18 protein-coding genes are annotated in these 22,787 nt (G+C 51.3%); 11 read left to right on the top strand and 7 right to left on the bottom strand.

Annotation, left to right across the window (positions count from 1 at the left end):
- Both AC5JO6_RS19705 and AC5JO6_RS19700 read right to left on the bottom strand, forming a co-directional pair.
- Positions 1–1,842, bottom strand: coding sequence for a glycosyltransferase (locus AC5JO6_RS19705; RefSeq protein WP_496082751.1), 1,842 nt, complete (start codon positions 1,840–1,842; stop codon positions 1–3).
- Between the two features lie 36 nt (positions 1,843–1,878).
- On the bottom strand, positions 1,879–3,348 hold the full coding sequence (locus AC5JO6_RS19700) for a molybdopterin molybdotransferase MoeA (protein ID WP_496082750.1): 1,470 nt from the start codon (positions 3,346–3,348) through the stop codon (positions 1,879–1,881).
- A 222-nt stretch (positions 3,349–3,570) separates the two neighbouring features.
- Here AC5JO6_RS19700 and AC5JO6_RS19695 point away from each other — a divergent pair, with 222 nt between their 5' ends.
- Entirely contained in the window at positions 3,571–3,819 is a 249-nt protein-coding gene (locus AC5JO6_RS19695; RefSeq protein WP_496082749.1) for a hypothetical protein, read from the top strand.
- 16 nt (positions 3,820–3,835) lie between these two features.
- On the opposite strand, the gene AC5JO6_RS19690 is transcribed toward AC5JO6_RS19695, so the two are convergent.
- Positions 3,836–4,384, bottom strand: coding sequence for an alpha/beta hydrolase (locus AC5JO6_RS19690; RefSeq protein WP_496082748.1), 549 nt, complete (start codon positions 4,382–4,384; stop codon positions 3,836–3,838).
- Between the two features lie 454 nt (positions 4,385–4,838).
- Between AC5JO6_RS19690 and AC5JO6_RS19685 the strand changes: the two genes are divergently transcribed.
- Positions 4,839–6,536, top strand: coding sequence for a DUF1565 domain-containing protein (locus AC5JO6_RS19685; protein WP_496082747.1), 1,698 nt, complete (start codon positions 4,839–4,841; stop codon positions 6,534–6,536).
- 11 nt (positions 6,537–6,547) lie between these two features.
- Here the strand turns inward: AC5JO6_RS19685 and AC5JO6_RS19680 are convergent, their stop codons facing one another.
- On the bottom strand, positions 6,548–7,897 hold the full coding sequence (locus tag AC5JO6_RS19680) for a D-alanyl-D-alanine carboxypeptidase (protein ID WP_496082746.1): 1,350 nt from the start codon (positions 7,895–7,897) through the stop codon (positions 6,548–6,550).
- 142 nt (positions 7,898–8,039) lie between these two features.
- Here AC5JO6_RS19680 and AC5JO6_RS19675 point away from each other — a divergent pair, with 142 nt between their 5' ends.
- The 5 genes from AC5JO6_RS19675 (at position 8,040) to AC5JO6_RS19655 (ending at position 10,804) form a co-directional block, all read left to right on the top strand.
- A complete protein-coding gene (locus AC5JO6_RS19675; protein WP_496082745.1) occupies positions 8,040–8,717 on the top strand; it encodes a cofactor assembly of complex C subunit B in 678 nt (225 codons plus the stop codon).
- Positions 8,718–8,971: 254 nt separating this feature from the next.
- Positions 8,972–9,301 carry a hypothetical protein gene (locus AC5JO6_RS19670; RefSeq protein ID WP_496082744.1) on the top strand — a complete coding sequence of 110 codons (330 nt, stop codon included), beginning with the start codon at positions 8,972–8,974 and terminating at the stop codon, positions 9,299–9,301.
- Positions 9,302–9,559: 258 nt separating this feature from the next.
- Entirely contained in the window at positions 9,560–9,826 is a 267-nt protein-coding gene (locus tag AC5JO6_RS19665; RefSeq protein WP_496082743.1) for a hypothetical protein, read from the top strand.
- Positions 9,827–9,830: 4 nt separating this feature from the next.
- Positions 9,831–10,211 carry a clan AA aspartic protease gene (locus AC5JO6_RS19660; RefSeq protein WP_496082742.1) on the top strand — a complete coding sequence of 127 codons (381 nt, stop codon included), beginning with the start codon at positions 9,831–9,833 and terminating at the stop codon, positions 10,209–10,211.
- Between the two features lie 83 nt (positions 10,212–10,294).
- Entirely contained in the window at positions 10,295–10,804 is a 510-nt protein-coding gene (locus AC5JO6_RS19655; protein ID WP_496082741.1) for a DUF456 domain-containing protein, read from the top strand.
- Between the two features lie 176 nt (positions 10,805–10,980).
- Here AC5JO6_RS19655 and AC5JO6_RS19650 read toward each other — a convergent pair whose 3' ends face one another.
- The 3 genes from AC5JO6_RS19650 to AC5JO6_RS19640 all read right to left on the bottom strand — a co-directional run bounded on the left by AC5JO6_RS19650 (position 10,981) and on the right by AC5JO6_RS19640 (position 15,204).
- A complete protein-coding gene (locus tag AC5JO6_RS19650; RefSeq protein ID WP_496082740.1) occupies positions 10,981–11,739 on the bottom strand; it encodes a class I SAM-dependent methyltransferase in 759 nt (252 codons plus the stop codon).
- Between the two features lie 25 nt (positions 11,740–11,764).
- A complete protein-coding gene (ppc, locus tag AC5JO6_RS19645) occupies positions 11,765–14,779 on the bottom strand; it encodes a phosphoenolpyruvate carboxylase (RefSeq protein WP_496082814.1) in 3,015 nt (1,004 codons plus the stop codon).
- Between the two features lie 185 nt (positions 14,780–14,964).
- Positions 14,965–15,204 carry a hypothetical protein gene (locus AC5JO6_RS19640; protein WP_496082739.1) on the bottom strand — a complete coding sequence of 80 codons (240 nt, stop codon included), beginning with the start codon at positions 15,202–15,204 and terminating at the stop codon, positions 14,965–14,967.
- Between the two features lie 243 nt (positions 15,205–15,447).
- On the opposite strand from AC5JO6_RS19640, the gene AC5JO6_RS19635 reads away from it, so the two are divergent.
- The 4 genes from AC5JO6_RS19635 (at position 15,448) to AC5JO6_RS19620 (ending at position 22,166) form a co-directional block, all read left to right on the top strand.
- On the top strand, positions 15,448–18,669 hold the full coding sequence (locus AC5JO6_RS19635; protein WP_496082738.1) for a DUF1574 domain-containing protein: 3,222 nt from the start codon (positions 15,448–15,450) through the stop codon (positions 18,667–18,669).
- Between the two features lie 253 nt (positions 18,670–18,922).
- Positions 18,923–19,390: a CBS domain-containing protein gene (locus AC5JO6_RS19630; protein ID WP_496082737.1), complete on the top strand. Its 468-nt coding sequence runs from the start codon at positions 18,923–18,925 to the stop codon at positions 19,388–19,390.
- 207 nt (positions 19,391–19,597) lie between these two features.
- The gene (gene nblB, locus AC5JO6_RS19625; protein WP_496082736.1) at positions 19,598–20,260 is read left to right on the top strand and encodes a phycobilisome degradation protein NblB; all 663 of its coding nucleotides are present in this window, start codon (positions 19,598–19,600) and stop codon (positions 20,258–20,260) included.
- Between the two features lie 175 nt (positions 20,261–20,435).
- Positions 20,436–22,166 (top strand): helicase HerA domain-containing protein, encoded by a 1,731-nt coding sequence (locus AC5JO6_RS19620; RefSeq protein WP_496082735.1) that lies wholly within the window; start codon positions 20,436–20,438, stop codon positions 22,164–22,166.
- Positions 22,167–22,787 lie beyond the last annotated feature (621 nt).

The raw sequence follows: 22,787 nt of genomic DNA, 5'->3' as shown, positions 1-22,787 counted from the left end.
CTAATCTGCAATTTTTTCCAGTAGCACCTGGCTGCCTTGGTAGAGTCGCTTGAGCTTACTGCTAAAGAGGGTCATAAAAGCATCGATCGCACTTTTAGGTGGCATATCGGTCATGCTGGATAATGGTTTCAGTTCATAATCTGCAAACACAATGACACCGCCGACTGTGAGACATCCCCAACTCAGTACGGCTATTTCGAGCGTTTCACTAGCAGTTGTCATGCTGCCAATATAGATTAATTGATAGCTGTGAAATGGCTGCGATCGCAGCACGTCATGAGGCTGACCAGCAATTTTATGCACTTTTTCAGCAGCACCTGTACGAGCAATATTCGCCTCAAAGCGCTCTAAGATTGGTTGCCCGTCAGACAGCTTTTCAAAGCGATCGACACAGGTAATTGTTGCATCTGGTTGAAGTAAAACATTGTCCAATAGCCAGCATGTAATGCGACCATCGTCGCTCCCGATCGCTAATGCGTTCAAAGCGACTGGCTTAAATTGGTCGAAATAGCTTGCTAAAGGGGTGAAATCAACAGCAGCACTGCTCGAAAACTGATAGCCTTTTGTTATTAATTGAAATTGATTTTTTACTGTCGAAAGCTCTGCGATCGCCTCTGTAAAGTCTGGCTGCAAGGCAACTGCTTTCTGTAAATACAGCATCGCTTGTTCAAATTGAGTCTGCTTATAAAGTACCGTACCAAGGTTGAAGTGGACTCTAGCAAAATCACTATGAGAGAGTGTTGGATTCAGGTCGATCGCCTTCTTAAAATAAAGTCCTGCATGCTCCAAATCGCCTTGCTTATGAAACGCAGAACCAAAATTATTGTAAGCGGCTGCCAGAATATTCTTAACGCTTTCATATGTACTCGGTTCTGCTACAATGCCCTGTTCATAAAGTGAAATGGCTTCAAGGTAGCAGTCTTGTGCCAAATAATCGCCCGCTAACTGCTGCCAGTTCAAAATGGGAACAAAGGCAGCGTTCCAGGCAACCTTTTTGAACTTTTCAGCAAGATAGCTAAATCGATCTTGCTCTAGCTTTCGTCGTAGCAAGTGGAGCGCTGTTTCTTCAGGTGGAGTTTCGTCTTGATAGCGATCAGGTGCTGTTTGAAACTTCTTGAGCTGGCGATCGAAGTTGTTTCCAGGATAGCGGATATACTCAACTGTTTCGATCTCAACTTTAAGCACCTTGAAAAATTTTGCCATCCACAAATCATAGGACACATCTTCGCAACCACCAATCTGTTTATAGACAGGTGCTTCAGGAAAACCTTCGATAAATTCGTGGCACTCTCGACGGATGCATAAATTCAGCGCTAATGTGTTTTCGATCGCGGCTTTCCAATAGGGATAGAGCGGATCTTGCATATGCACACCCGTCCGCACAATACCGACTGGATGCGGTGGCAGCGTCAGCGGATAAGACCGATCGCCGATTGTGATTTCAAACGTGTGGCTCGCTTTATCAGCAGGAATCGGTTGATAATTCAGCAGTGTAAAACAGAGATAGATATGTTCTTTAAAAAACAAATCATCCCCATCACAAAAAAAGAGAATCTCGCCTTGGGCAAGCTTGACTCCCGTGTTTCTGGCGGGACCAATGCCCAAACTTCTAAAATGCTTGATCACCTGAAAGTAAGGCTTGTCTCGACCAAATTCTGCCAGCAGTGCTGGTGTGCGATCGGTCGATCCTTCATCCACCACAATCAGCTCAGAGCGAACCGTTTGAGCACCATCATACTGCTCATTAAAAAAAGCAATGCTGGCATCAATGCTTTCCAAAGTACGAATAATCTCATTTTCTTTATTCAGTACTGGAACAATCACAGAAAATGAGTTAACCATGCCTTCGCACCTCAGTTGCTCGAATGTGCTGAAACCCTAACTTAACGATCGCAGTCCTGAGCTGATTAGCATGACTCGAATCAGTTCTCCGCTGCTAATGTGAGTTTGCCCAATTGGTACGACGGCTAACCCACTCGTTCCAGCCAGATTGATTAAATTTCCCGAACTATGGCTCCCTCCTGCCAAAGTAAACTCATACAACCCGTCCACCAGATGCAATTGCCCCCAGAGGTACGACTCGCGCTTACCATCCGATCGCAACGCCACTTGCGTCTTTGCCTTCACAAAGGTTGGTTTCCAGGCAGGTTCAGGCAGCCCCGACAGTTTACGTAACGCAGGCTCAACAAAGCGCCAAAAGGTCACTAGCGCCGAAACCGGGTTGCCAGGAAGACCGAAGTAGAGAATGGGTGTAAAGGTATGGGGTGTAGAGTGTGGGTCGGGGGAAGCAAGGGAGGCAGGGGAGGCAGGGGAGGCAGGGGAAGCAAGAGAGGCAGGGGAAGCAAGAGAGGCAGGGGAAGCAAGGGAGGCAGGGGAAGCAAGGGGAGGCAGGGGAGCTTTGAGTTCACGTTCTCCTGACTCCTGACTCTTGACTCCTCTCCCCTCTCCCCTCTCCCCTCTCTCCTCCCTTCCAAACGTTGCCACCGTTAACGGTTTCCCTGGCTTCACTGCTACTGCGCGAATGTGAATATCGCCACCCAGTGCCGTGAGGATGTCTTCAACGTAGTCATAATCGCCAACCGAGACACCACCGGATGAAAGCACCATGTCGGCACGATCGAGCGCAATGGCGATCGCCTGTTTGAGTGCCTCTGGTTCATCCCGTACAACGCCTAGCCGTAGCGGAATGGCACCTGCCTGCGCGACCAAACTTGCCAACGCGTACTGATTGGAGTCTACAATTTCACCTGGTTTGAGCGGCTGATCGATGCTGACCAGCTCATCACCTGTGGAAAGAATTGCCACCCGTGGACGACGGTAGACGGTTACCTGAGCACACTGGGCTGCCGCCAGCACAGCCATTTCTGGAGCCTGAAGCCGTAGCCCTGATGGCAAGAGAGGGTGACCTGCCTGATAAAAGGCAGCACGACGACGCACAAAAGCATTGGGTTGGGGAGCCGCCAAAATCGTGACAAAATTGCCGTCTCGCTGAGTGTCTTCTTGAATGACGATCGTGTCAGCCCCATCAGGCATCACTGAACCCGTCAAAATGCGCGCTGCCTGCCCTGCTGCTACAGTATGTTGCGGCTGATAGCCTGCTGGAATCGTCTCAATGATCTCCAGCGTGACAGGAGTCTCTGCCGAACACGTCTGCACATCTGCATAGCGCACGGCATAGCCATCCATCGCCGAATTATCCCAGTGTGGAAAGTCCAACGCGCTAGTGATAGAGCCTGCCAACACTCGACCAGCGGCATCCAGTAAAGCCAACACCTCACGATCGCGATCGGCATCAAACGGCTGCACGAGGTTCAGGATGATCGACTCTGCTTGCTCAACTGAAATCATTGGGGCTTGGCGATTAGGGCTTAGCGATCGAAACCTGAAATCTTCAAGAACGTGGTACGAACTTCAAGAACATGGTACTAAAATGTTGTAGCCATCACACTCCATTTTTTGGGGTGCGCTATTCTGTAATGGAGTAGCATCTGTTCTGCCACATTACCTGCTGTTAGGGCTAATGTGTTGAGCACTGGTAGAACGCTGAAGTCTCTTCTCCTTGAGGTGTTTATGGCTGATTCGCAATTCCGCTCCTCCTTTGAGAATACTTCGCCTCTGGGAGGCGTGAACAAAGATCTTCTTAGTCAGCTTCCAGTGGATTCTGAAATTTGGCACAGCCTCAAGCAGGCGATCGCAGCAAGTTCTGGATTCGAGCGCTGGCAGTTGGAGCGCAATACAGACGGTCGGCTGAGCGGACTCAATCTTGACAATCTAGTGCGGTACTACTTACGCGAGACCCTGGAGACGCTAGCTTACTAAAGCGTTCGCTTCAGTACTAAAGCTGGTCAAAAACACCTAAAATTTTGCGAAGACCACTTTCCAGGTCGCTGAGCTTGGTTGCGGTATCGACTAAGCGATCGCCCTCAACCTCAACTTCCTGAGTGGGATACTTCTGGATTGCCTCTATCAGCGAGATTTTGCTGTCATCACTGGCAGATAGCACGAGCGCTGAGCGTAAAGCCTGACGGTTGGCAGTATCGGTAGAGGTATGGACTGTTCTTCCAACTTCATCCAGCAAGCGCTCTCCCACAAAGTTATTTAGCGCCCGGTCAAGCACGACTGGGCTTACTTTCACTTGTTTCGTCAACGCATCCCGTATCTCTTCTGGTTTTTTGTTCGCCAGCTTCATATAGGCTGCCAGCGTCGGCGATGGGTCGCCTGTTTCCGCAAAGCTGGATAGTTCGGCGACGGAGATCGATTCTTGAAAGATGCCATACTTCAAGACCACTTTTTCGGCTGCTAGGCTAGCCGTGCTGTAAAGCACAGTACCGAGGCTGACAGCTAACAGCCCGATGTAACGGAGTGGTAAATGTGAAAAACGCATAGAAGTCATCGCTGGAAACAACTAATCGCCTTGACGATATCCAGATGATATTCGTTTCCCTATAGTGACTCATCTAACACGAGGCATACTCGACTCCTATTGCAAGAGCGCTTCCGATCGCACAGCACAGCTTTTTCTAAAACCAATGGCAAGCCAGGTGTCGATTGTACCAATTCTGTAAACTCGCCCTACAGAGTCGTTTTTGACGCTGACCGCTGACCGCTGACCGCCAGCCGAAGCTTGCCTGTGTAGCCACAGTTTAGTGAAATGGTATGAATGAGAACCTTAGTCATCAAACGCTTGTCACGGTTTTACAATGTTGGCTCTATGGTTAGCTCAGGTAACGATAGCGAGTTCTACAGTAGGTTTTGTTCGCTCGCCTTCTAGCAAAATGAATTTAGCTTCAGTTTGTTTTTTGCTTCCTCGCTTTACCCTTCGTCATCGGCGCACACATATGTCTGACCAGCAGTTTAAGCTCGATCGGTTAACACGCAACAGCCGTGCACCACAGAAACAAGACTGTACTAAGAAACCAACAGCACGATGCTGTTCAACGAACGACTTTAGGCTTCGCATCGGATTAATGCTGCTGCTGCTTGGCAGTCAAGTGATGGGAATGGCTACTCCAGCCGCCTTTTCGCAGGTGAAGCTGCCTTTTGTCATGGCTCAGACACCGCTTTCGGCAACACTCATTTACGTCAATCCTGCATCTGGTAACGACGCGTCTGGTGGGGGTAGTGAAAGCAATCCTTACCGCACGATCGCCTATGCCCTCCGGCAAGCAACACCAGGAACATACGTACAGCTAGCACGGGGCAGCTACACAGAGTCGTCTGGCGAGGTCTTTCCGCTCAACGTGCCACCGGGAGTAACGCTACGGGGTGAAGAGTCTGAAAAGGGACAAACGGTAGCGATTATCGGCGGGGGCAATCTCATTAGCCCAACCTTTGCACGTCAGAATGTGACCCTTCAAGCAAGCAAAGATACCGAAATTCGGGGCGTTTCGTTTACTAATCCAAATACACGCGGCACGGGCATTTGGGTCGAGTCCGTTAATCCTAAAATTACCGACTGCACGTTTAACCGCAACAATCGGGAAGGCATTTTTATCACCGGTACAGGAAACCCGGTGATCTCAAATAGCGTGTTTACTCAGAATGGTGGCAATGGTATTTCGGTTGCCAACCGTGCCAAAGGAGACATCAGCGGTAACGTGTTTCAAAACACGGGCTTTGGTTTGGCGGTTGCTGGTAACGCTACACCTAGAATTGCAGGCAATCGGATTATTGAGAACACCGATGGACTCTACATCAATGACGCTGCTCGTCCTATTTTGCGGAATAACACGATCGAAAACAATAAACGGGATGGCATTGTCGTCACCACTAACGCTCAACCAGATCTCGGCACTGCGGATAGTGCGGGTAATAATGTCATTCGCAACAATCGTCAATACGATCTCAATAACACCACCAGTAATACGCTCTATTCAGTTGGTAATACGATCGACACCCGAAAAATTGCCGGTCGTGTGGCATTCGTTGCACCCTCAAATGCGCCCAGTGGTTCTAGTCAGTTTGCTGATGTGCAGGGGCATTGGGCACAGGGATACATTGGCGCTCTGGCAAAGCGAAATATCATCAGTGGTTTCCCTGGAGGCACGTTTCGTCCAAATGACCCTGTGACACGGGTACAGTTTGCCGCCATTATCAACAAAGCGTTTACGCCATCTGCCAAACAAAAAGCCACTCAATTTAAGGATATCAACAGCCGTTTCTGGGGTTATACCGCGATTCAATCAGCAGCCAGGGGCGGCTTTATGCGCGGCTATCCCAACGGAGCTTTTCGCCCTAACCAGTCCATTCCTAGAGTGGAAGCGCTGGTTGCCCTCTCAAACGGATTGAATTTTAAGGCTGGCAGCACCAGCATTCTGTCTCGGTATCAGGATGCGGCACAAATTCCCTCCTGGGCAACGACCAGCGTTGCTGCTGCCACTCAGCGCAAAATTGTTGTCAATTATCCCACTGTAGGTCAACTGAATCCGACTCAAACAGCAACACGGGCAGACGTAGCGGCATTTGTTTATCAGGCAATGGTGAACGCGGGGAAAGCGGATGCGATCGCCTCTCCCTATATCGTTCTGGCTCCCTAAAAGCTAAGTGTTTAGTTGTTTGAGTAGGTGTTGATGTCTACCGCCGATCGCACCGCATCTGTGCGATCGCCAGCACCAAGACGATTGGCAGTCGATTGCGTACCGTTGGGAGACAATGCCAGTGGTCTGGTTGCAACGCTGCCCCATTGCTTGACCAATGCTTGCAGGAGTTGATCTTGTCGATCGCGCAAATCGTCAAGATCAGTGCCCCGGTTGATCATGACAAACCACACAAAGCCACGATCGCGGGTGGGCAATACGCCTGCCAGAGCGCTGACATCGTTGAGCGTGCCTGTTTTCACCACTGCATCCTGAGGAATTTTGCGATAGTCGATCGTGCCACCATCGACGCCAGAGATCGGAAACAGGTCGGCGATCGTCCGGTTGCGGAACTGCAAATAGCGCTGCATGGTGGCAAACATGGCACAGACAGCTCTGGGGGAAATCTGGTTCTCTGTACCCAAGCCAGAGCCATTTTTCAGCCGAATTTCGTCTTGAGGGACATCTGCCGCGATCGCTGCCTGCTGAGCAACGACAGCGGCTCCTCCGAGCGAATTTGCCAGGGACTCCGCAATGACATTGTTGCTGTAAATATTCATCAGCTTGAGAATGTGTGACAGCGGCAACGAGCGATGTCGCAGGAGCAGAATTTGTTTGGGCAGCAAATCTGCGCCGTAGCGCACAACCTGCACATCACCCGCGATCGCCACCTGTGGACGTGGGGTTCCAGTTGGCAACTTTTGATATTGATCAGCGACTTCACCAGACCAACTGTTCGCATTCAACGCCTGCTTGAGCAACGCGCCTGCTTTTTCTGGCTGCGTTTCAAAGTTCATCAAAAAATTGCCCGTTAGCACCAGATTGCCAGCGACTTTTGTCACGCCGAGACGGTTGAGTTCGTTACCAACGGCGATCGCTTCTTCCCATACCAGCAAAGGATCACCACCACCCTGAACCACCAGATCGCCATCCAGCACACCGTTCTGGATGGGACCTGTGGCACTAACGAGCGTCTCAAACTGGTAATCGGGTCCCCAGGCTTCTAGAGCGGCTAAGGACGTTGCCACTTTGGTCAACGAGGCAGCAGGAAGTGGCGTTGTCCCCTGATTGCTCGCCAAAAATTGGACACCCGACTGGAGCCAAACGCCTTGCAAATTCGTAGCCAGACCTTTGCGGGTGAGATCGTCTAAATACTTCTGAAGCGTCGTTTGCGTCGCGGTATCGGGCGTACCAGGCAGTATCATCCAGGGCGTATCCTGCCACAACGCACTGATTGCATTGCCGCTGCTTGCCGCAGGACGGGATACCCCTGCCATGTTGAGCCACAGCGACACTAATCCAGAGCTAAATAATTCCAGCAATCCCTGCCTCCCAACGGTGCCAATAAAACTAGAGTGCGAAAACCACTTTCAAAACCGTTCTAGTCCAAGACAGTGTGGCACGACCACAGGTTTTTGGATGGGTTCCAAATAGAATGAATATAAAGGCTTTTAGCGTAATGGGATGACTAAATCCGATCAAAATCAGGTTTTGAGATTGCTGCCGATCGCCGTCGGTGGACTGGCTGGCTGCTTGTTACTGGCAAACCGATTACTCACGCCGGATCTGACCAATGCTCAGTCGCGATCGGATGCACTCGGTGTCATTGTCAGCGCCGTTCTGATTCTAACGGGTTTGCTCTGGCAACAGGTGCAGCCTCGTACCCCTGAGCGGGTTGACCTGATTGGCGAAGAAGGCTTTGAGCTTGATCCAGATCTGCCGGATGCACTCAAAACCGAGCTTGCCTGGGCATCTCATCTGCTGTTGACCAATACCGTGACGCGATCGCTCATCGTTTGGTACGACGGCAACATCTTGCTGCGACGCGGCATTTTAGCAACTAAGCGGGAAATCACGATCGGTCCCATCCTACAGCGCGTGTTAGACAAACAAGCACCCGTTTATCTCGTCGCGCTCTACGTCTATCCTGGACGCATCGAGTTTGACTACCTACCTGAAAATACCCAAGGGGTCATCTGTCAACCTCTAGGTAAACGAGGAGCGATGATTCTGGCAGCCAATGCGCCCCGCAGCTACACTCGCCAGGATGAGAAATGGATTGGCGCGATCGCAGATAAGCTCGAAAATACGCTAATGGAATGTATGCCTTGTATGCTGTCGGGCATCGATCCTAGAACGTAAAGGCGCTGTGGTGAACGGATGAGAGGGGCGATCTGGAAAAAAAATTATGATTTAGAAAATTTCGATGGGGCGGTCTGAAAGTGAGAATTAACCTCAAACGTTCCAGACAATATCCTGAGATGGAGCGATAAACCCGAAGCTTTCAGTCCAACAAGTGTTATGTCGCCGCTCAACCTGATTGGTTAGTGCTTTGAAGACATCTGTTTCAAGGCTCAAATTGGGAACAATGTAGATAACTGTGCTGAATTTCTACTATGAACCCTAGACAACTTGAGCAAGATCTGGGATTACCAAACATTCAAGCGTCATTGATTGCTTATCGTGATACTGCACAGAGGAGTAAGTGGTACATTCGCTTCTTTGTTCCGGGTCATGATGGAAGATATAAGCCTGGAGTAGCTGCCATATCTAGTTCCAGAGTTCCTAAGCTAGTGAACGACCTTAAAAAAGCTCACCAGAGAATGAAACTCTTAGAACAAGAGAAGTATTCAGGAGAATTTTCAGAAGACTTTGTCTTGCGCAGCGATGTTAGTGATACTTTATCAGTGACTGTTTCTAGTAAAAAATCACATTTCCTATTTTGAACCTGTAAAGATATAGGGCTGTATTTCTTGGTTTCGAGTAAGACCAACACATTTAGTCGTTCCTTCGACTCAGATGATGTTCAAACTGTCATAAACAAACTATCCTTTGCGGAAGACTTGGCAGGTAAACTTATCAACCAGCTATAGCGTTAGAACGGTAGCTGAGTAGAACATCCTGAAACCCAATACAAGCTCTGGAGCCAGCGATCGACTGTCCAAGCTAAACTAGGGGCATAACGTTACATCGAGGTCGCGCCGATGACGATGCAGCCACTTCGTTATAGCAAAGAAGAATTTGCTCGACGCGGGAATGAACTCTACACAACCCAGATACGTCCTCAAGTTGAGGTTGGCAATCATGGCAAAATTGTGGCGATCGACATTGAAACAGGCGCTTTTGAGCTTGCCGATGATACGATGACTGCCTCCGATTGGTTACTTGAACGCCACCCAGATGCTCAAATCTGGTGTGTTCGGATTGGACACAAGGGGGTTCATCGCTTTGGTGTTGGTCGTTTGCTGTAAGTTTATGATGCATGGAATTGTTGATCAAAACTGTGAGGCGACAATCCGGCTGGTCGTAGGCAATGCAAATTCACAAAGGCAAGTGATTGATGCCGTCATTGATACAGGGTTCACGGGTTTTCTGACTCTGCCGTTGCCCATACTTAACAGCCTCAACTTACAGGCATACAGACGGGAAGCGGGAACATTAGGAGATGGAAGCACTTGTATTTTTGATGTCTATCGTGGCGTAGTCCTTTGGGACGGAGAAGTTCGACGCATCGATATCAACGAATCCGAGACAGAACCTTTGGTTGGTATGAGTTTGCTCTATGGCTATCGAGTCCAGCTTGATGCCATAGAGGGTGGCACGGTCATCATCCAGTCATTGAGCAGCTTGAGTTAATCGACAACGATTGACATAATCCAGTCCGATCGCACGTCCCCTGCCCCCTGCATCTCCTCCCCACTCCCTACTCCCTACTCCCCATGCTCACTCTTTACTGGCTCGTCGTCGCCGTTATGGTCGTTGGCATCATCGGTGCCGTTGTGCCTGCGATACCGGGCATTAGCTTGATTGCGATCGCCATCTTCATTTGGGGCTTAGTTAACGGCTTTAGTAGCGTCACGATTCCTCTAGCGGTTGCGATCGTGTTTCTGCTGGCTGGCATTGGGGTCGATTTTTTGGCGACCTATTACGGTGCGAAGAAAGCGGGAGCCAGCAAATGGGGACAGATCGGTGCCATTGTCGGTCTGGTGGTCGGCATTTTAGGACTGCTGCCTGCCTTACCGATCGGTGGTCCGCTGTTGGGCATTCTAGTTGGACCGATTTTGGGCGCGATCGTGGGCGAATTTATTTACCGCCGGGATTTGAAGCTGGCGGCAAAAGCAGCGCTGGGGATTGTCGTTGGTTCACTGGTAGGTAATTTGATTCAAGGCGTGCTAGCGATCGCAACGGTTGGTATCTTCTTATGGACAACCTTCCCACAGGTCAATTAGAGGCTTTGATGGCTATCAGCTATCAGTTGTCACCAGGGAGTAGGAGTCATCGAGTAGAAAGCCAGCCTCAAAACTCAAAACTTTTAAAATAATCATTGCTGACCGCTGACCGCTGACCGCTAATTGCTGACCGCTAATTGCTGACCGCTGACCGCTAATTGCTGATAGCCGTCTGCTTAAACACCTTGCTTCCCAAAGATTAGAATGTGCTGCTGCGGTAAAGTTTCCTTGGTTTCGAGCCAGGTTAGACCGACAACTGCCATTTCCTTACGAACCTGTCGCTGCGTCATTTTGTGAAGCGCTTTGATGGGAATGAGGGGATTCTCACCGCGATATTCCACAAGTACAACCCGTCCGCTTGGCTTGAGTGCCTGCACGATCGCCTGCATCATTTCCCTGGGATGATCAAACTCATGATACGCATCGACCATTAATGCCAGGTCGATCGAGTCATCCTTCAAATTCGGGTTTGTGATGCTGCCAAGGACAGTCTTTACGTTATTGACCTTCTTCTCTTGCTTGATGCCTTCGACTATCTCCAGCATTTCAGGCTGCACATCGACTGCCAGCACCGTTCCTTGCGGCACCAATGGACTCATGCGGAAACTGAAGTAGCCTGTTCCTGCTCCAATATCAGCGACGACATGCGTTGGCTTGAGAGCGAGGGCTTTGATCAGCGTTTGGGGTTGCTCCTCTCGTTCTCGACTGGGACGCTCTAGCCAACCAGCGCCGAGATGCCCCATGACTTGAGCAATTTCTCTGCCCATGTAGACTTTGCCGATGCCATCGCTGCTGGGCGATCGCTGCTGATAGACAGCATCGGGAGCGGTTGAAGCAATCGGGGTTGCAGGCAACACCTGACAGCCTGCCAGCAAGAATGCAAAGCAAACTGTCACGCTCAAAACGATGCGCCACCAGCGAAGCCAACGAGTCATAGACTTGTGATTGAACGTGCTCAAATTAGCCTGTGTTTCTCATGCCAGCGGCGATGCCGTTAATCGTTAGCAGAGCACCACGCAGCAGTTCGCCTTTGCTGTAGCGCGATCGCACAACGCCTGTAACCGCCTCAGTGTTGTGCTGCCGCAGCCTTTTGAGGAGCGACACCTGCAAAAAGCCGAGAGGAACGATCGTGCCGTTTCGCAACTGCACCGATCGCTGCAAATCGGGATCGCCATCAAGCAGCCGCTTGTGCCCTGTGATGGTCAGCACCATCTCACGAGTTAGATAGTACTCATTTGAAATTTGTTCGTAGACTGGCTCCAGGCGTTCTTTGTCTTCGGGTTTGGCGAGTTCGTGAACATAGTGTCCCGCAATTTGCAGATCGACTTTGGAGAGCGTCATCTCTGCTTTGGAAATCGCCATTTTGAAGAAGGGCCATTTGAAGTAGAAATAGCGGAGTAGCTTCAGATGCTCTTCGGGATGTTCGGTTAAAAAGTCGCGGAGAGCGGTGCCCAACCCATACCAGGCAGGCAGCAGAAAACGGCTCTGTGTCCAGCTAAACACCCAGGGGATTGCCCGTAAGCCACTGAGATCGCGCTTGCCACCACCCCGACGGGCAGGACGAGAGCTAATTTGGAGCTGGCTGATTTCTTCAATCGGCGTTACCTGCAAAAAGAAATCCAGAAAGTCTGGTTGCTCATAGATCAGGGCGCGGTAATGAGCGCGCGATCGTGCCGCCAGTTCTTCCATAATTTCGTGCCAGGGTTGGATGTCGTCAAACCCTGTGCGTAGCAAGCTCCCCTGAATCACAGCCGTCGTCACCGTTTCCAGGTTATAAAGTGCCAACTCAGGCAGCGAGTACTTGGATGCCAGCACCTCACCCTGCTCCGTAATTTTGATCCGCCCGTTCACACTGCGACCGGGCTGCGCCAGGATTGCTTCATAGGCAGGTCCACCACCTCGTCCGACAGAGCCACCCCGCCCATGAAAGATCCGCAGCGCGACACCATAGCTTTCGGCGATCGTTTGCAGTGCTTGTTGTGCCTTGTGGATCTCCCAACTGCTGCTCAGGAAGCCAGAGTCTTTATTGCTATCTGAGTAGCCCAGCATGACTTCCTGGAGCAATGCGGGCGCTGGTTCGTCGAGTTGGGCATACCCACCTGCCAGCGCGGCTCGGTAGAGGGGAAGTTCAAACAGGTGCTTTAAGACGGAGGGCGCTTTCTGCAAGTCTTCTACCGTTTCAAACAGCGGTACGACGTGAAGGGCACTCGTACCAGTGGCTGGATCATAGAGTCCCGCTTCTTTCGCTAACAGCAGCACTTCCAGCAGGTCGCTGACCTCGTGGCTCATGCTGATGACGTAGGTGTTGCAGACCTCAGTCCCAAACTCCTGCTGAAGCCGCCGTACCATACGAAAAGTTTCTACCACTTCACGCGTTTTAGCTGAAAAATTCAGTTCGGTGGGGATCAGCGGTCGGCGGGTTTGTAGCTCGGTGGTCAGCCACAGCGTTCGCTCATATTCGGTCAGCTCATTGTAGGATTTCGCGAGGAGTTGCAGATAATCGGCAATTTCGTTGATGGTGTCGGAGTGAGACGTGCTTTCCTGACGCACATCTAAATGCGCCAGGGTAAAGCCATAGATCTCGACTTGGCAAATCAATGTTTCCAAATCACGGCAGCTTAACCCTGTTTCAGTCAGACTCCGCTCGATGAGCCGCAGTTCTGACAGAAAGGCTGCGCCAGAGCTGTAGATGGTGTTGGGATTGCAGTCTGGTTCATCACCGCGCAGGCAGTCGCTGTTGTTGACTTTGCCATTGCGATCGCGCGTATTCTCCAGCCGCTTCTGAATGTAGGACAGCTTCAGGCGATACGGTTCTTGCCGATAGCGAATCGCCAATTGATCGTAAATATCGGGCATTTGAAGCTGATCTTGCTCCAGCGATTCCAGTAAGTCGGGCACCACATCGCTCCAGTGCAGCGACAAACTCAGCAGATCTTTCAGGCGATGGACGGACTGAATGTATTTTTCCAGCACCATGCCCCGCTGGTAGCAAGCTGTTTGCCAGGTGATTTGCGGTGTGACAGAGGGGTTGCCATCGCGATCGGAACCCACCCAGGAGCCAAACTTACAGAAGTTGTTGCTCGGTGGCTGCATCGACGGAAAGGACGCGTTGAGCGCCTGTTTAAAGCGTTGATGGAGCTGTGGAATGGCATCAAACAGCACTTCCTGAAAGTAATGGAGCGTGTAATCGACTTCATCCAGCACGGTCGGTTTAAATTGATGCAGTTCATCGGTGCGCCACCACAGGCGAATTTCTTCAGTGAGTTGCTCTCGTAAAACCTCGGCTTCCCACGATGCCGCAGGCAGTCCCTGGGCATTGAGCCGATCTTCCACCTGGTCAAGCTGGCGCAGAATGCGGGCGATGCGACGCTGTTTGTCACGAATCGTATGCCGGACAATTTCAGTCGGGTGTGCGGTAAAGACCAGCCGAATGTCAAGCTGATTAATTAAGTTTTGAACGTGCTGGGGCGGTACGTTGAGACTGTGAAGTTTAGGAAAGAGCCAGTGAAACGAACCCATTTCCTTACGTGCTTCTGGGTCTTGCAGGCTTTTTTCTAACAGGTCGGCTTCAAGCCTGCCCGTCGGCGTGGATGACTCGCCGTCTGAGCCGGGATAGCCCGCGATCGTAGCGCTCTGTTCCACCGCGACAGACGATGCCGTATCGCGGGATGCCCGATACTGCTGTTGCTGGTCGCGCTGCTCGTAGTGCTGTTCGACAATATTGATCAACTGGAAGTAAAGAGCAAAGGCGCGCGCGGCACGGATTGCCTCGTTGAGATCCAGCCGTTCGACCACTTTCAGTACTTCTGATTCGAGAAAGCTGGGCGCTTGTCCTTCTGGTGAACAGAGGTCGCGCAACTGATTGAGCAGATCAACCAGCTCTTGACCGCACTCCTGCTGGAGCACAAACGCCCACAGGTCTTCAATGATTTTGAGCCGATGTCGCAAAAAGAGATCAGATGATGTCACAGGCATTGTCTCGGATAGTCTAGACCCGGTTGCCGTACTCAAGCCCGATTTATCATCTGATGAAGGTCTTGTCGAACTCATGGGGCTGCTCTTTGCAAAGATCTTTCAATAATTCTATGGGGTAATCCTCAGTTTTTGGTTTCAGGGGCACCAAATTATTTTCTGCGGCTCAGTTATTGAGTTAAATGACGCTAACCGGAGGCGCTGTCGTCCGGATTCGATCGAGCATTGTTGGGATTAAGCACAGGGAGGCGATCGCCGCGAAAGAGTTCTTCACTCAGTACACCCAGTTCGCGCACGGCTTCTGTGAATACTTTGCCGCCCACCAGAGCCACCAGTAAAGGGGCAGTCGCAAGGCTCAGCAAAAGCTCTGGGGCAACCAATGGCTTCGTATTCGGTGCTTGAGGTGCAGATTGTTCAAACGGTGGCATAATCAAAAGCTCGTAAAGTTTGTTACTGATGCGTCTGTTGTGTACGAAGTCCCCCGGTCAGCCAGACTGTTATGGTAAGGCAACGTTCAGGCGATCGCAGGAGGGCACAATTTGAACCAGGGCTTTAGAGAGAAACTGTGCCAGATCTCTGGCTATATGTTATCTGTATGGGGCAAAATGACAGCACTTAAAGCTTGATTTTGGATTAACCGCACTGGATAAATTGCAATTGTTAAGGTGCTCATGCTGGATGTACATGGATACAATTCTCTCTCCGCTCGTGCAAAACGCCCTCTGGGAGCGAGCAGCATCTCGCTGAATGACTGGATTCACCAGCAGATAGCGGTGCCACAGATGCACGTGAAAAGTAAGCTGCGTGGCAATAACCTTCATCTTTTGTTTGAAGGAACGCCTTGCCCGGATCGTGCGCTCATCTTGCCGCAGTTGACAGAGACACTCTCTGCTGAGGCGCTGACGACATTGCTACCGCCCCAGTCTCCTCCAGTTTACAGGGTTATTGCCTACGGGCGGCGATCGCCCCATTCTCAGCCTGAGTGGACAGAATCGTTTACGCCTCATGCAAACGATCGCTCAGAGTCGCAGCAATTACGAGCGCCCATAACACCGCAGAGACTCTCAGAGGCGGCTGGATCAACCCCTCAGGAATGTAACATTGAAGTACCCCTACTGAGTGCCGCGCGTCAGGGGCAACCCAACGCGATCGCGCGCCATTTGAGCGATGCCTTCAGCACTCTAGGCGTTGCCGTTCGCGTCAAGCTCGAAAAACCCCAAAAGCCTCTTCAAGCAGTCCCCACACCCCACACCCCACACCCCACACCCACTCCTCCCACTCCCCACTCCCCACTCCCCACTCCCCCACTCCCCCAACGCCTCCTGATCGCCTGTGAATCTGCCTACAGTCCCGACCCATTGCTGTTTGCCGAACCGATCGCGCAACGCCTACGAGCACTAGAACTCAACGGGTTTCAGGATGCGATCGTTTTTGGTCAGGTTACTGGTGAAACGAGGTCAGAATGGGTGCTGCGCGTTGACTTAACGCCGCCCAATGACATTCTCAAGGCTTGGGCACGCTGGGGTGACGTACAGGCAATTACACGCTTGCTCAATCGCGTGCTGCTACCTGAGGTGCAAACCGTTGCCCTCCTCAAGGAATCGACATTGCATTTAACGTGTCGAGGCACCCACTCTGCAACGCCTGCTAAGCTGGCAACGATCGCCGCGATCGTGCCACTGCTAGAAACCCTTTCGCCGCAGGGTATTCGGGCTGCTACCATCTATGGCTTTGCCCATCAAGACAGCACTGACCTTTTAAGTGCCACGACGACACCTGCCCCCGTCTGGGTACATTGGCTTGATCTGTCTGCCGATCCTCAGCCGCCATCGACTCTCGACCTCGCTCAACAAGGAAATTTAGACGCGATCGCGTTTCTGCTGACGCGGCTGCTCAATCCCAATCTCGATCGCACATTAGAAACGGGTGGCATGCGGGTACAAGTCCGGCAAAAGGCAGACTTGTTGCACATCATGGGCGAAGCACCCACCTGTCCGTCACAAAATCAGATGGGTACTGCGATCGCGCGTTTTTTGAAGCCGTTGCAAATCCCCACGATCGCGGGTGTTCGCGTCTATGGTCGTCGATCCGGTCAAAAGCAACCACTCTGGAGCTATGGCGTAGATTTCAGCCCCCGCGATCGTCTGGTGCCTGAAGCATCCCCTGAATTTGCAGTCTCTGATGCGTATGTGGGTGATTTGCTCTCGCCGCCCGGTGCCCTCGCCCTTCGGACAGAGCAGTCAGAAGCGTCACAGTCGTTTCTCAACACCTTCGTTGAAAGCGCCATCCAGCGCATACAGCGATCGCTCCTCTGGTCGCAGCTCTTTGTGCCTCTAGACTCGACTCACAGCCCTAATCTGACCTACTCGCACAGCCTCACAGAGCTGACATTCCAGCGGGGTTTGAAAGTAGCTGCCGTTTGGAGTGCGATCGGCGTACTGCTCGTGGTTCAGTCAGATTGGTTGCTCAGCCGCTGGTTGCAGCCCACTCCACCAACGCCGATTGCAGCCAAACCATCACCGATAATCGTGCCTTCCGCTCAAGCAGGCTCACCGACACCCACACTCTCTCTGAAGCCAAATAAGTCCGGCGACAACTCTGTTTTCAATGCCTCTGGCTTTACCCAGACTGGTAGACCATCCCTGAATGCAACAGAAGGCGCTAGTGTTTCAGAGCCATCAGAGACGACGCTGCCTGCTTCACTACTTCGCCCTAAGGCAGTTGGGCTGACCAAAGGTTCCGAGGCATATCCCACGTTTAACAGTCGTCAGTTTGATGAGAAACTCGCCCTTTATCAGAGCTATCTCAAAGAGTATGGCGCTCCTGACGTGCTGGTCGTTGGTAGTTCGCGGGCATTGCGTGGTGTTGACCCGATCGCGCTAGAAAAAGCTTTGGCGGAACAGGGATACACAGGTACAAAAATCTTTAATTTTGGTGTCAACGGTGCCACAGCTCAAGTGGTAGATATGGTCATACGGCAGCTTTTACCATCAGAGAAACGACCCAAACTCATTCTGTGGGCAGATGGTGCTCGCGCGTTTAACAGCGGTCGCGCAGACCTCACCTACAATGGCATTACTGCATCTGACGGCTACAAGGCTTTAGCAGCGGGCAACCCACCGATTCCAGGCACCGCAGTGGCTCAAGTGACTGATGGTGCCAAACAGACCGAGCCTGCCGCAACCGCCTCTGTCACTGAGGAACCACCCACGTCTCTATCGGGCGGTTATCAAACAGTCAACCAGGAACTCAATCGACAGCTAGGATCACTGTCTGCGCTCTATGCTCAGCGTGAGCATCTAAGAGTCTTCTTACGTGATGGGCTAGTTAGCCTATTGCCTCAAAGCCCTTTTACAGTACTCTCTGGTAGCGCGATCGCGTCTCATAACCTCAGCGATGTCACCAGTCCGGGCGCTGCTGCTGCTAATGACCCAGACTCTGTACTTGCCGAAGGACAGAGCGCGATCGATGTTGATGGCTTTTTACCCTTATCGAATCAGTTCAATCCCGCAACGTACTATCAAAAATACTCAAGGGTGAACGGTGATTACGACTCGGACTACGACTCTTTTACCCTTGAAGGCACCCAAACACAAGCATTGACCAACCTGGCTCAGTTTAGTCAAACGCACCAAATCCCACTCATCTTCGTTAATTTGCCCCTAACAAAGGCTTACCTCGACCCCACTCGAAAGCGGCACGAAGAGGCTTTTCAACAACACATGCTACAGCTTGCAACTCAATTGGGTTTCGTCTATCGTGACCTGAATCAAGCGCTAGTACAACCCAATTATTTTTCTGATCCGAGCCATCTCAACCGCTACGGCGCGTATGCAGTCTCTCGTCAACTGGCGGGAGATGTGATGATTCCCTGGAGCCAAGCGCGACGTTAAGAGGGTGGAAGAGCGGTCAGCCGTCAGCGGTCAGCGGTCAGCAATAACTCAAACCTCTTTAGTGTGCTGCAACGCCTATTCAAAAATCTCCTTACCTCCTCGCCCCTTACCTCCTCTCTTCACTCCTTCTAAGCTGATGGCTGACCGCTGATCGCTTTTGCCCGCAGTCTGTAACATCCTATGAATCGGTGCGGGTTGTTCTTCACAGTTCCCTACAATGAAGACAGAAACGCTACAGGGATTCCAGACTCGTATGCCAAAGACTGTTGCAGAAGTGATGACCCGTGACCCACTGACGGTAACGCCCGATACACCTCTTACCGATGTCATTCGGACGATCGCCGAGCGAAAAATCAGTGGTCTCCCAGTAGTCGATGATGCGGGCAAGCTTGTTGGGGTCATTTCTGAAACTGACCTGATGTGGCGTGAAACTGGAGTCACACAGCCGCCTTACATCATGCTGCTAGACAGCGTCATTTATCTGGAAAATCCCGGACAATACGAACGCGACCTGCATAAGGCACTGGGTCAAACCGTCAAAGAAGCCATGAGCCAAAAGCCAATTACCATCACGCCTGAAAAACCGCTGCGAGAAGCCGCTCAAATCCTTCATGAGCACAAAATCCACCGTCTGCCAGTACTTGATAGAGACGGGCAAGTAGTTGGTATTCTCACCCGTGGTGACGTGATTCGAGCGATGGCAGCGGAGCAGGAAGGCTAAGGAGAGAGGCGTGAGGGGTGAGGAGTGAGGAGAGTTAATTCTGACTCCTGACTGCTCAGTCTCCTGACTTCAGACTTCTTTTGACGCTTTCTAGCTCCTTCTCATTGTCCTAACGTTGCTGACTCCACAAGCGAGGCGAGAGCCAGCAACGCTAGCTTCTCACTCCGTACCCTTTTACTCTTCACCCCTTACTCCTCACCATTAGCTATGAGCATCACCCCTGAATCAGTTGGCACATTGTTAGAGTCGTCGGATTTTGGCGATCGCCTGCGGGCAGTCAACCAGATTAGACAGTTGGCACCTGCAATCGGCTTTGAACTGATTCAGATTGCGATGCAAGACACTAATCCACGAGTGCGATATGCGGCTGTGAGCCAGCTAGCCACTCTGGGGCAGCAGGATTTGCCTCACGTGACGACGCTCTTGCGCGATCGCCTGCATGATGATGATCCAGATGTGCAGGCAGCAGCGGCAGATTCGGCAGGTGCGCTCAAGCTCACTGAGGTTTTTGATGAACTGCAACAGCTTTACCACACCACCTCTGAGTGGTTAGTCAAGTTCAGCATTGTAGCGACATTGGGTGAATTGGGCGATCAACGAGCCTTTGCACTGCTAGAAGAAGCGTTGCAGTCTGATAACGAACTGATGCAAACAGCCGCGATCGGCTCGTTGGGAGAATTGGGCGACGATCGCGCCATTCAGTTGCTCATTCCTTTTGCGACCAATCCCGATTGGCAAATCCGCTATCGGGTTGTTCAGGCACTCGCTCACATGCAAGGAACGATCGCCCGCTCAACCCTGGAAACTCTGGCTCAAGATGATACAGAACAGGTCGCCCAAGAAGCCCTTAACGTTTTAAAGGGCGGCTGACGCAGCTCAAAATGTCAATGCTTTCGATCCTGTTTGCATACTTTGGGCAAGATGGTACACTTTTACTAAGTAGTACATCTGCTTTAAGCCAGAACTGTAACGTTGCGTTGCCAGTACGACTGCCGTAAGCATCGTTCCAGCAGCAAGGTTTGAGCAGTGAGAAATGGGGTAGTGAATGACTCTGGAGCAACCACTCGGTTCTGTCGTTCAGGGTTCCCTTAGCCAGGGGCTAGAAGTCCGCTTACATCCCGATGTGTTTGTGGAAGAGATGCGTGTGGGAAAGTTTCTGGTCGTGCAGGGGATGCGATCGCGCTTCTTCTGTATGCTTACGGATGTTTCTCTGGGCACGGGTAGCCCTCGCATTTTGGCAAACCCCCCCGACCCCAACAGCTTTTTGCAAGAAGTTCTTGCTGGCACTGGTACGTTTGGCACCATTGCTTTAACGCCCATGCTGATGTTTACGCCGGGGGAAGCGGTCAGCGGTCAGCGCTCAGCGCTCAGCAGTGGGACTGATAGCCGAAAGCTGAAAGCTAAAAGCGCTGCTTCTTACACCGTTCAAACCAGTGCGGATATCGAGCTGCTTCCCGTCAAGACGATTCCGGGTCACTTCAGTCAGGTTTATGATGCCAGTGAGCGAGACTTTCGGGCAGTGTTTGGGTGGGAGGATGATCCCAGTCGGCGGAATTTTGCGATCGGGCAGCCGATCGACATGGCGGTGCCTGTTTGCATCGACCTCGATCGCTTTGTCGAACGCAGCAACGGCGTGTTTGGCAAATCGGGTACAGGGAAATCGTTTCTCACACGGTTACTCCTATCCGGCATCATTCGCAAACAGGCAGCCGTCAATCTCATTTTTGATATGCACTCGGAATACGGCTGGGAGGCAGCACGAGAAGGCAAGCAGTTCAGCACAGTGAAGGGGTTGAGGCAACTGTTTCCCGGTCAGGTGCAAATTTACACGCTTGACCCCGATTCGACGAAGCGGCGTGGTGTGCGAGACGCTCAAGAGCTTTACATCAGCTTCGACCAGATCGACGCGGAAGATTTGATGCTGGTACGAGGCGAACTGAACCTATCGGAGGCAAGCCTGGAAAACGCGATTATTCTCCGCAACGAGTTTGGCAAAGCCTGGATCAGCCGTCTGTTAGCAATGAGCAATGGCGAAATTCAGGAGTTTTGCGAAACCAAGATGGGCAGTAAGTCTTCCATCATGGCACTGCAACGGAAGCTGAATCGCCTGGATGAGTTGAAGTACATTCGCCAAACCTGCCCACACAACTACGTCGGTCAAATTCTGGAGTCGATCGAGGCAGGCAAGCACGTTGTCGTTGAATTTGGGTCACAGTCTAATCTACTGTCTTACATGCTGGCAACGAATGTGATTGCGCGTCGGATTCACCATGCCTATGTGCGGAAAGCCGAACAGTTTTTGCAAACTAAAAAGGTGAGCGATCGCCCTCGCCAATTAGTCATCACGATTGAAGAAGCACATCGGTTTCTTGATCCTTCAACTGTAGGGCAGACCATTTTTGGCACGATCGCCCGTGAAATGCGAAAGTATTTCGTCACCCTTTTAGTCGTCGATCAACGCCCATCCGGTATTGATAATGAAGTCATGTCTCAGATTGGGACTCGTATTACCGCCCTGCTGAATGACGAAAAAGACATTGATGCCATTTTTACAGGTGTTTCAGGCGCACAAAGCCTGCGATCGGTGCTGGCAAAGTTGGACTCGAAGCAACAGGCACTCATTTTGGGTCACGCGATTCCGATGCCTGTTGTGGTCAAAACGCGTCCTTACGATGAAACGTTCTACGCCGAAATTAGCGAACCTGTCTGGGAGGAACTGCCAGCCTCTGTAGTCTTCAAGGCGGCTGAAGCAGCGAAAGCTGATTTGGGTTTTTAAGCAAAAGCAGCCATCCCATCTGAGAACATGGCGTATGACACACGATCGCGTTACATCTGACACAGAGCGGTAGCAACCATTTTCTAAGATCATTTCCTAGACTGGCAAAGCCAATGCATCCACTCGTGAAGCACAGACGTAAACCTTACAGAAGTGGTCGCTTAAAAACGCTCGATCGCCTGTTGGGAAGCGATACACCGTTCGGTTATCCCTCTTGTCCAGGACTGTTCAGAAGCAAACAATCAAGTCAATATAGGGTATGAAGCAAGACGAGGTACAGCAACTGACCGTTTTGACTCGACCGTCTCTGAAACCTTAAAACATTTGGAGTTTTCGTATGCTGCCTAAGCCTCACTCTTCACCCGGTCGGGTCATACTACAGGGCGAAACTAAAGGGATTTGCTTGCGTCTATAATATAGGCTACAATCAAATACAAACTCATAATGACTCCGTATTATTGCTTCAGTTGCTGTCTCACTTATTCGTATTAGTCGTCACTGTCTAGCTATTGAGTGCTCTTGCTTCTAACCAACCCTTCCTTGTAACCAATCGTCTCCTAACCAGTTGTTTCGATACACCTGAAGCACTTTGAGGGTGCTGTGATCCTCTATTAGGAATCA

This window comes from Tildeniella sp. (assembly GCF_059505325.1).
This window is presented reverse-complemented; position numbering and strand designations above follow the sequence as displayed.

Coding starts and splice junctions, on each gene's coding strand:
- AC5JO6_RS19630 (WP_496082737.1), top strand. CDS start 18,923: ATGCCAAAGACTGTTGCAGAAGTGATGACCCGTGACCCACTGACGGTA.
- AC5JO6_RS19695 (WP_496082749.1), top strand. CDS start 3,571: ATGGCTGATTCGCAATTCCGCTCCTCCTTTGAGAATACTTCGCCTCTG.
- AC5JO6_RS19675 (WP_496082745.1), top strand. CDS start 8,040: ATGACTAAATCCGATCAAAATCAGGTTTTGAGATTGCTGCCGATCGCC.
- AC5JO6_RS19655 (WP_496082741.1), top strand. CDS start 10,295: ATGCTCACTCTTTACTGGCTCGTCGTCGCCGTTATGGTCGTTGGCATC.
- AC5JO6_RS19685 (WP_496082747.1), top strand. CDS start 4,839: ATGTCTGACCAGCAGTTTAAGCTCGATCGGTTAACACGCAACAGCCGT.
- AC5JO6_RS19620 (WP_496082735.1), top strand. CDS start 20,436: ATGACTCTGGAGCAACCACTCGGTTCTGTCGTTCAGGGTTCCCTTAGC.
- AC5JO6_RS19635 (WP_496082738.1), top strand. CDS start 15,448: ATGCTGGATGTACATGGATACAATTCTCTCTCCGCTCGTGCAAAACGC.
- AC5JO6_RS19640 (WP_496082739.1), bottom strand. CDS start 15,204: ATGCCACCGTTTGAACAATCTGCACCTCAAGCACCGAATACGAAGCCA.
- AC5JO6_RS19700 (WP_496082750.1), bottom strand. CDS start 3,348: ATGATTTCAGTTGAGCAAGCAGAGTCGATCATCCTGAACCTCGTGCAG.
- AC5JO6_RS19705 (WP_496082751.1), bottom strand. CDS start 1,842: ATGGTTAACTCATTTTCTGTGATTGTTCCAGTACTGAATAAAGAAAAT.
- AC5JO6_RS19650 (WP_496082740.1), bottom strand. CDS start 11,739: ATGACTCGTTGGCTTCGCTGGTGGCGCATCGTTTTGAGCGTGACAGTT.
- AC5JO6_RS19670 (WP_496082744.1), top strand. CDS start 8,972: ATGAACCCTAGACAACTTGAGCAAGATCTGGGATTACCAAACATTCAA.
- AC5JO6_RS19660 (WP_496082742.1), top strand. CDS start 9,831: ATGATGCATGGAATTGTTGATCAAAACTGTGAGGCGACAATCCGGCTG.
- AC5JO6_RS19690 (WP_496082748.1), bottom strand. CDS start 4,384: ATGCGTTTTTCACATTTACCACTCCGTTACATCGGGCTGTTAGCTGTC.
- nblB (WP_496082736.1), top strand. CDS start 19,598: ATGAGCATCACCCCTGAATCAGTTGGCACATTGTTAGAGTCGTCGGAT.
- ppc (WP_496082814.1), bottom strand. CDS start 14,779: ATGCCTGTGACATCATCTGATCTCTTTTTGCGACATCGGCTCAAAATC.
- AC5JO6_RS19665 (WP_496082743.1), top strand. CDS start 9,560: ATGACGATGCAGCCACTTCGTTATAGCAAAGAAGAATTTGCTCGACGC.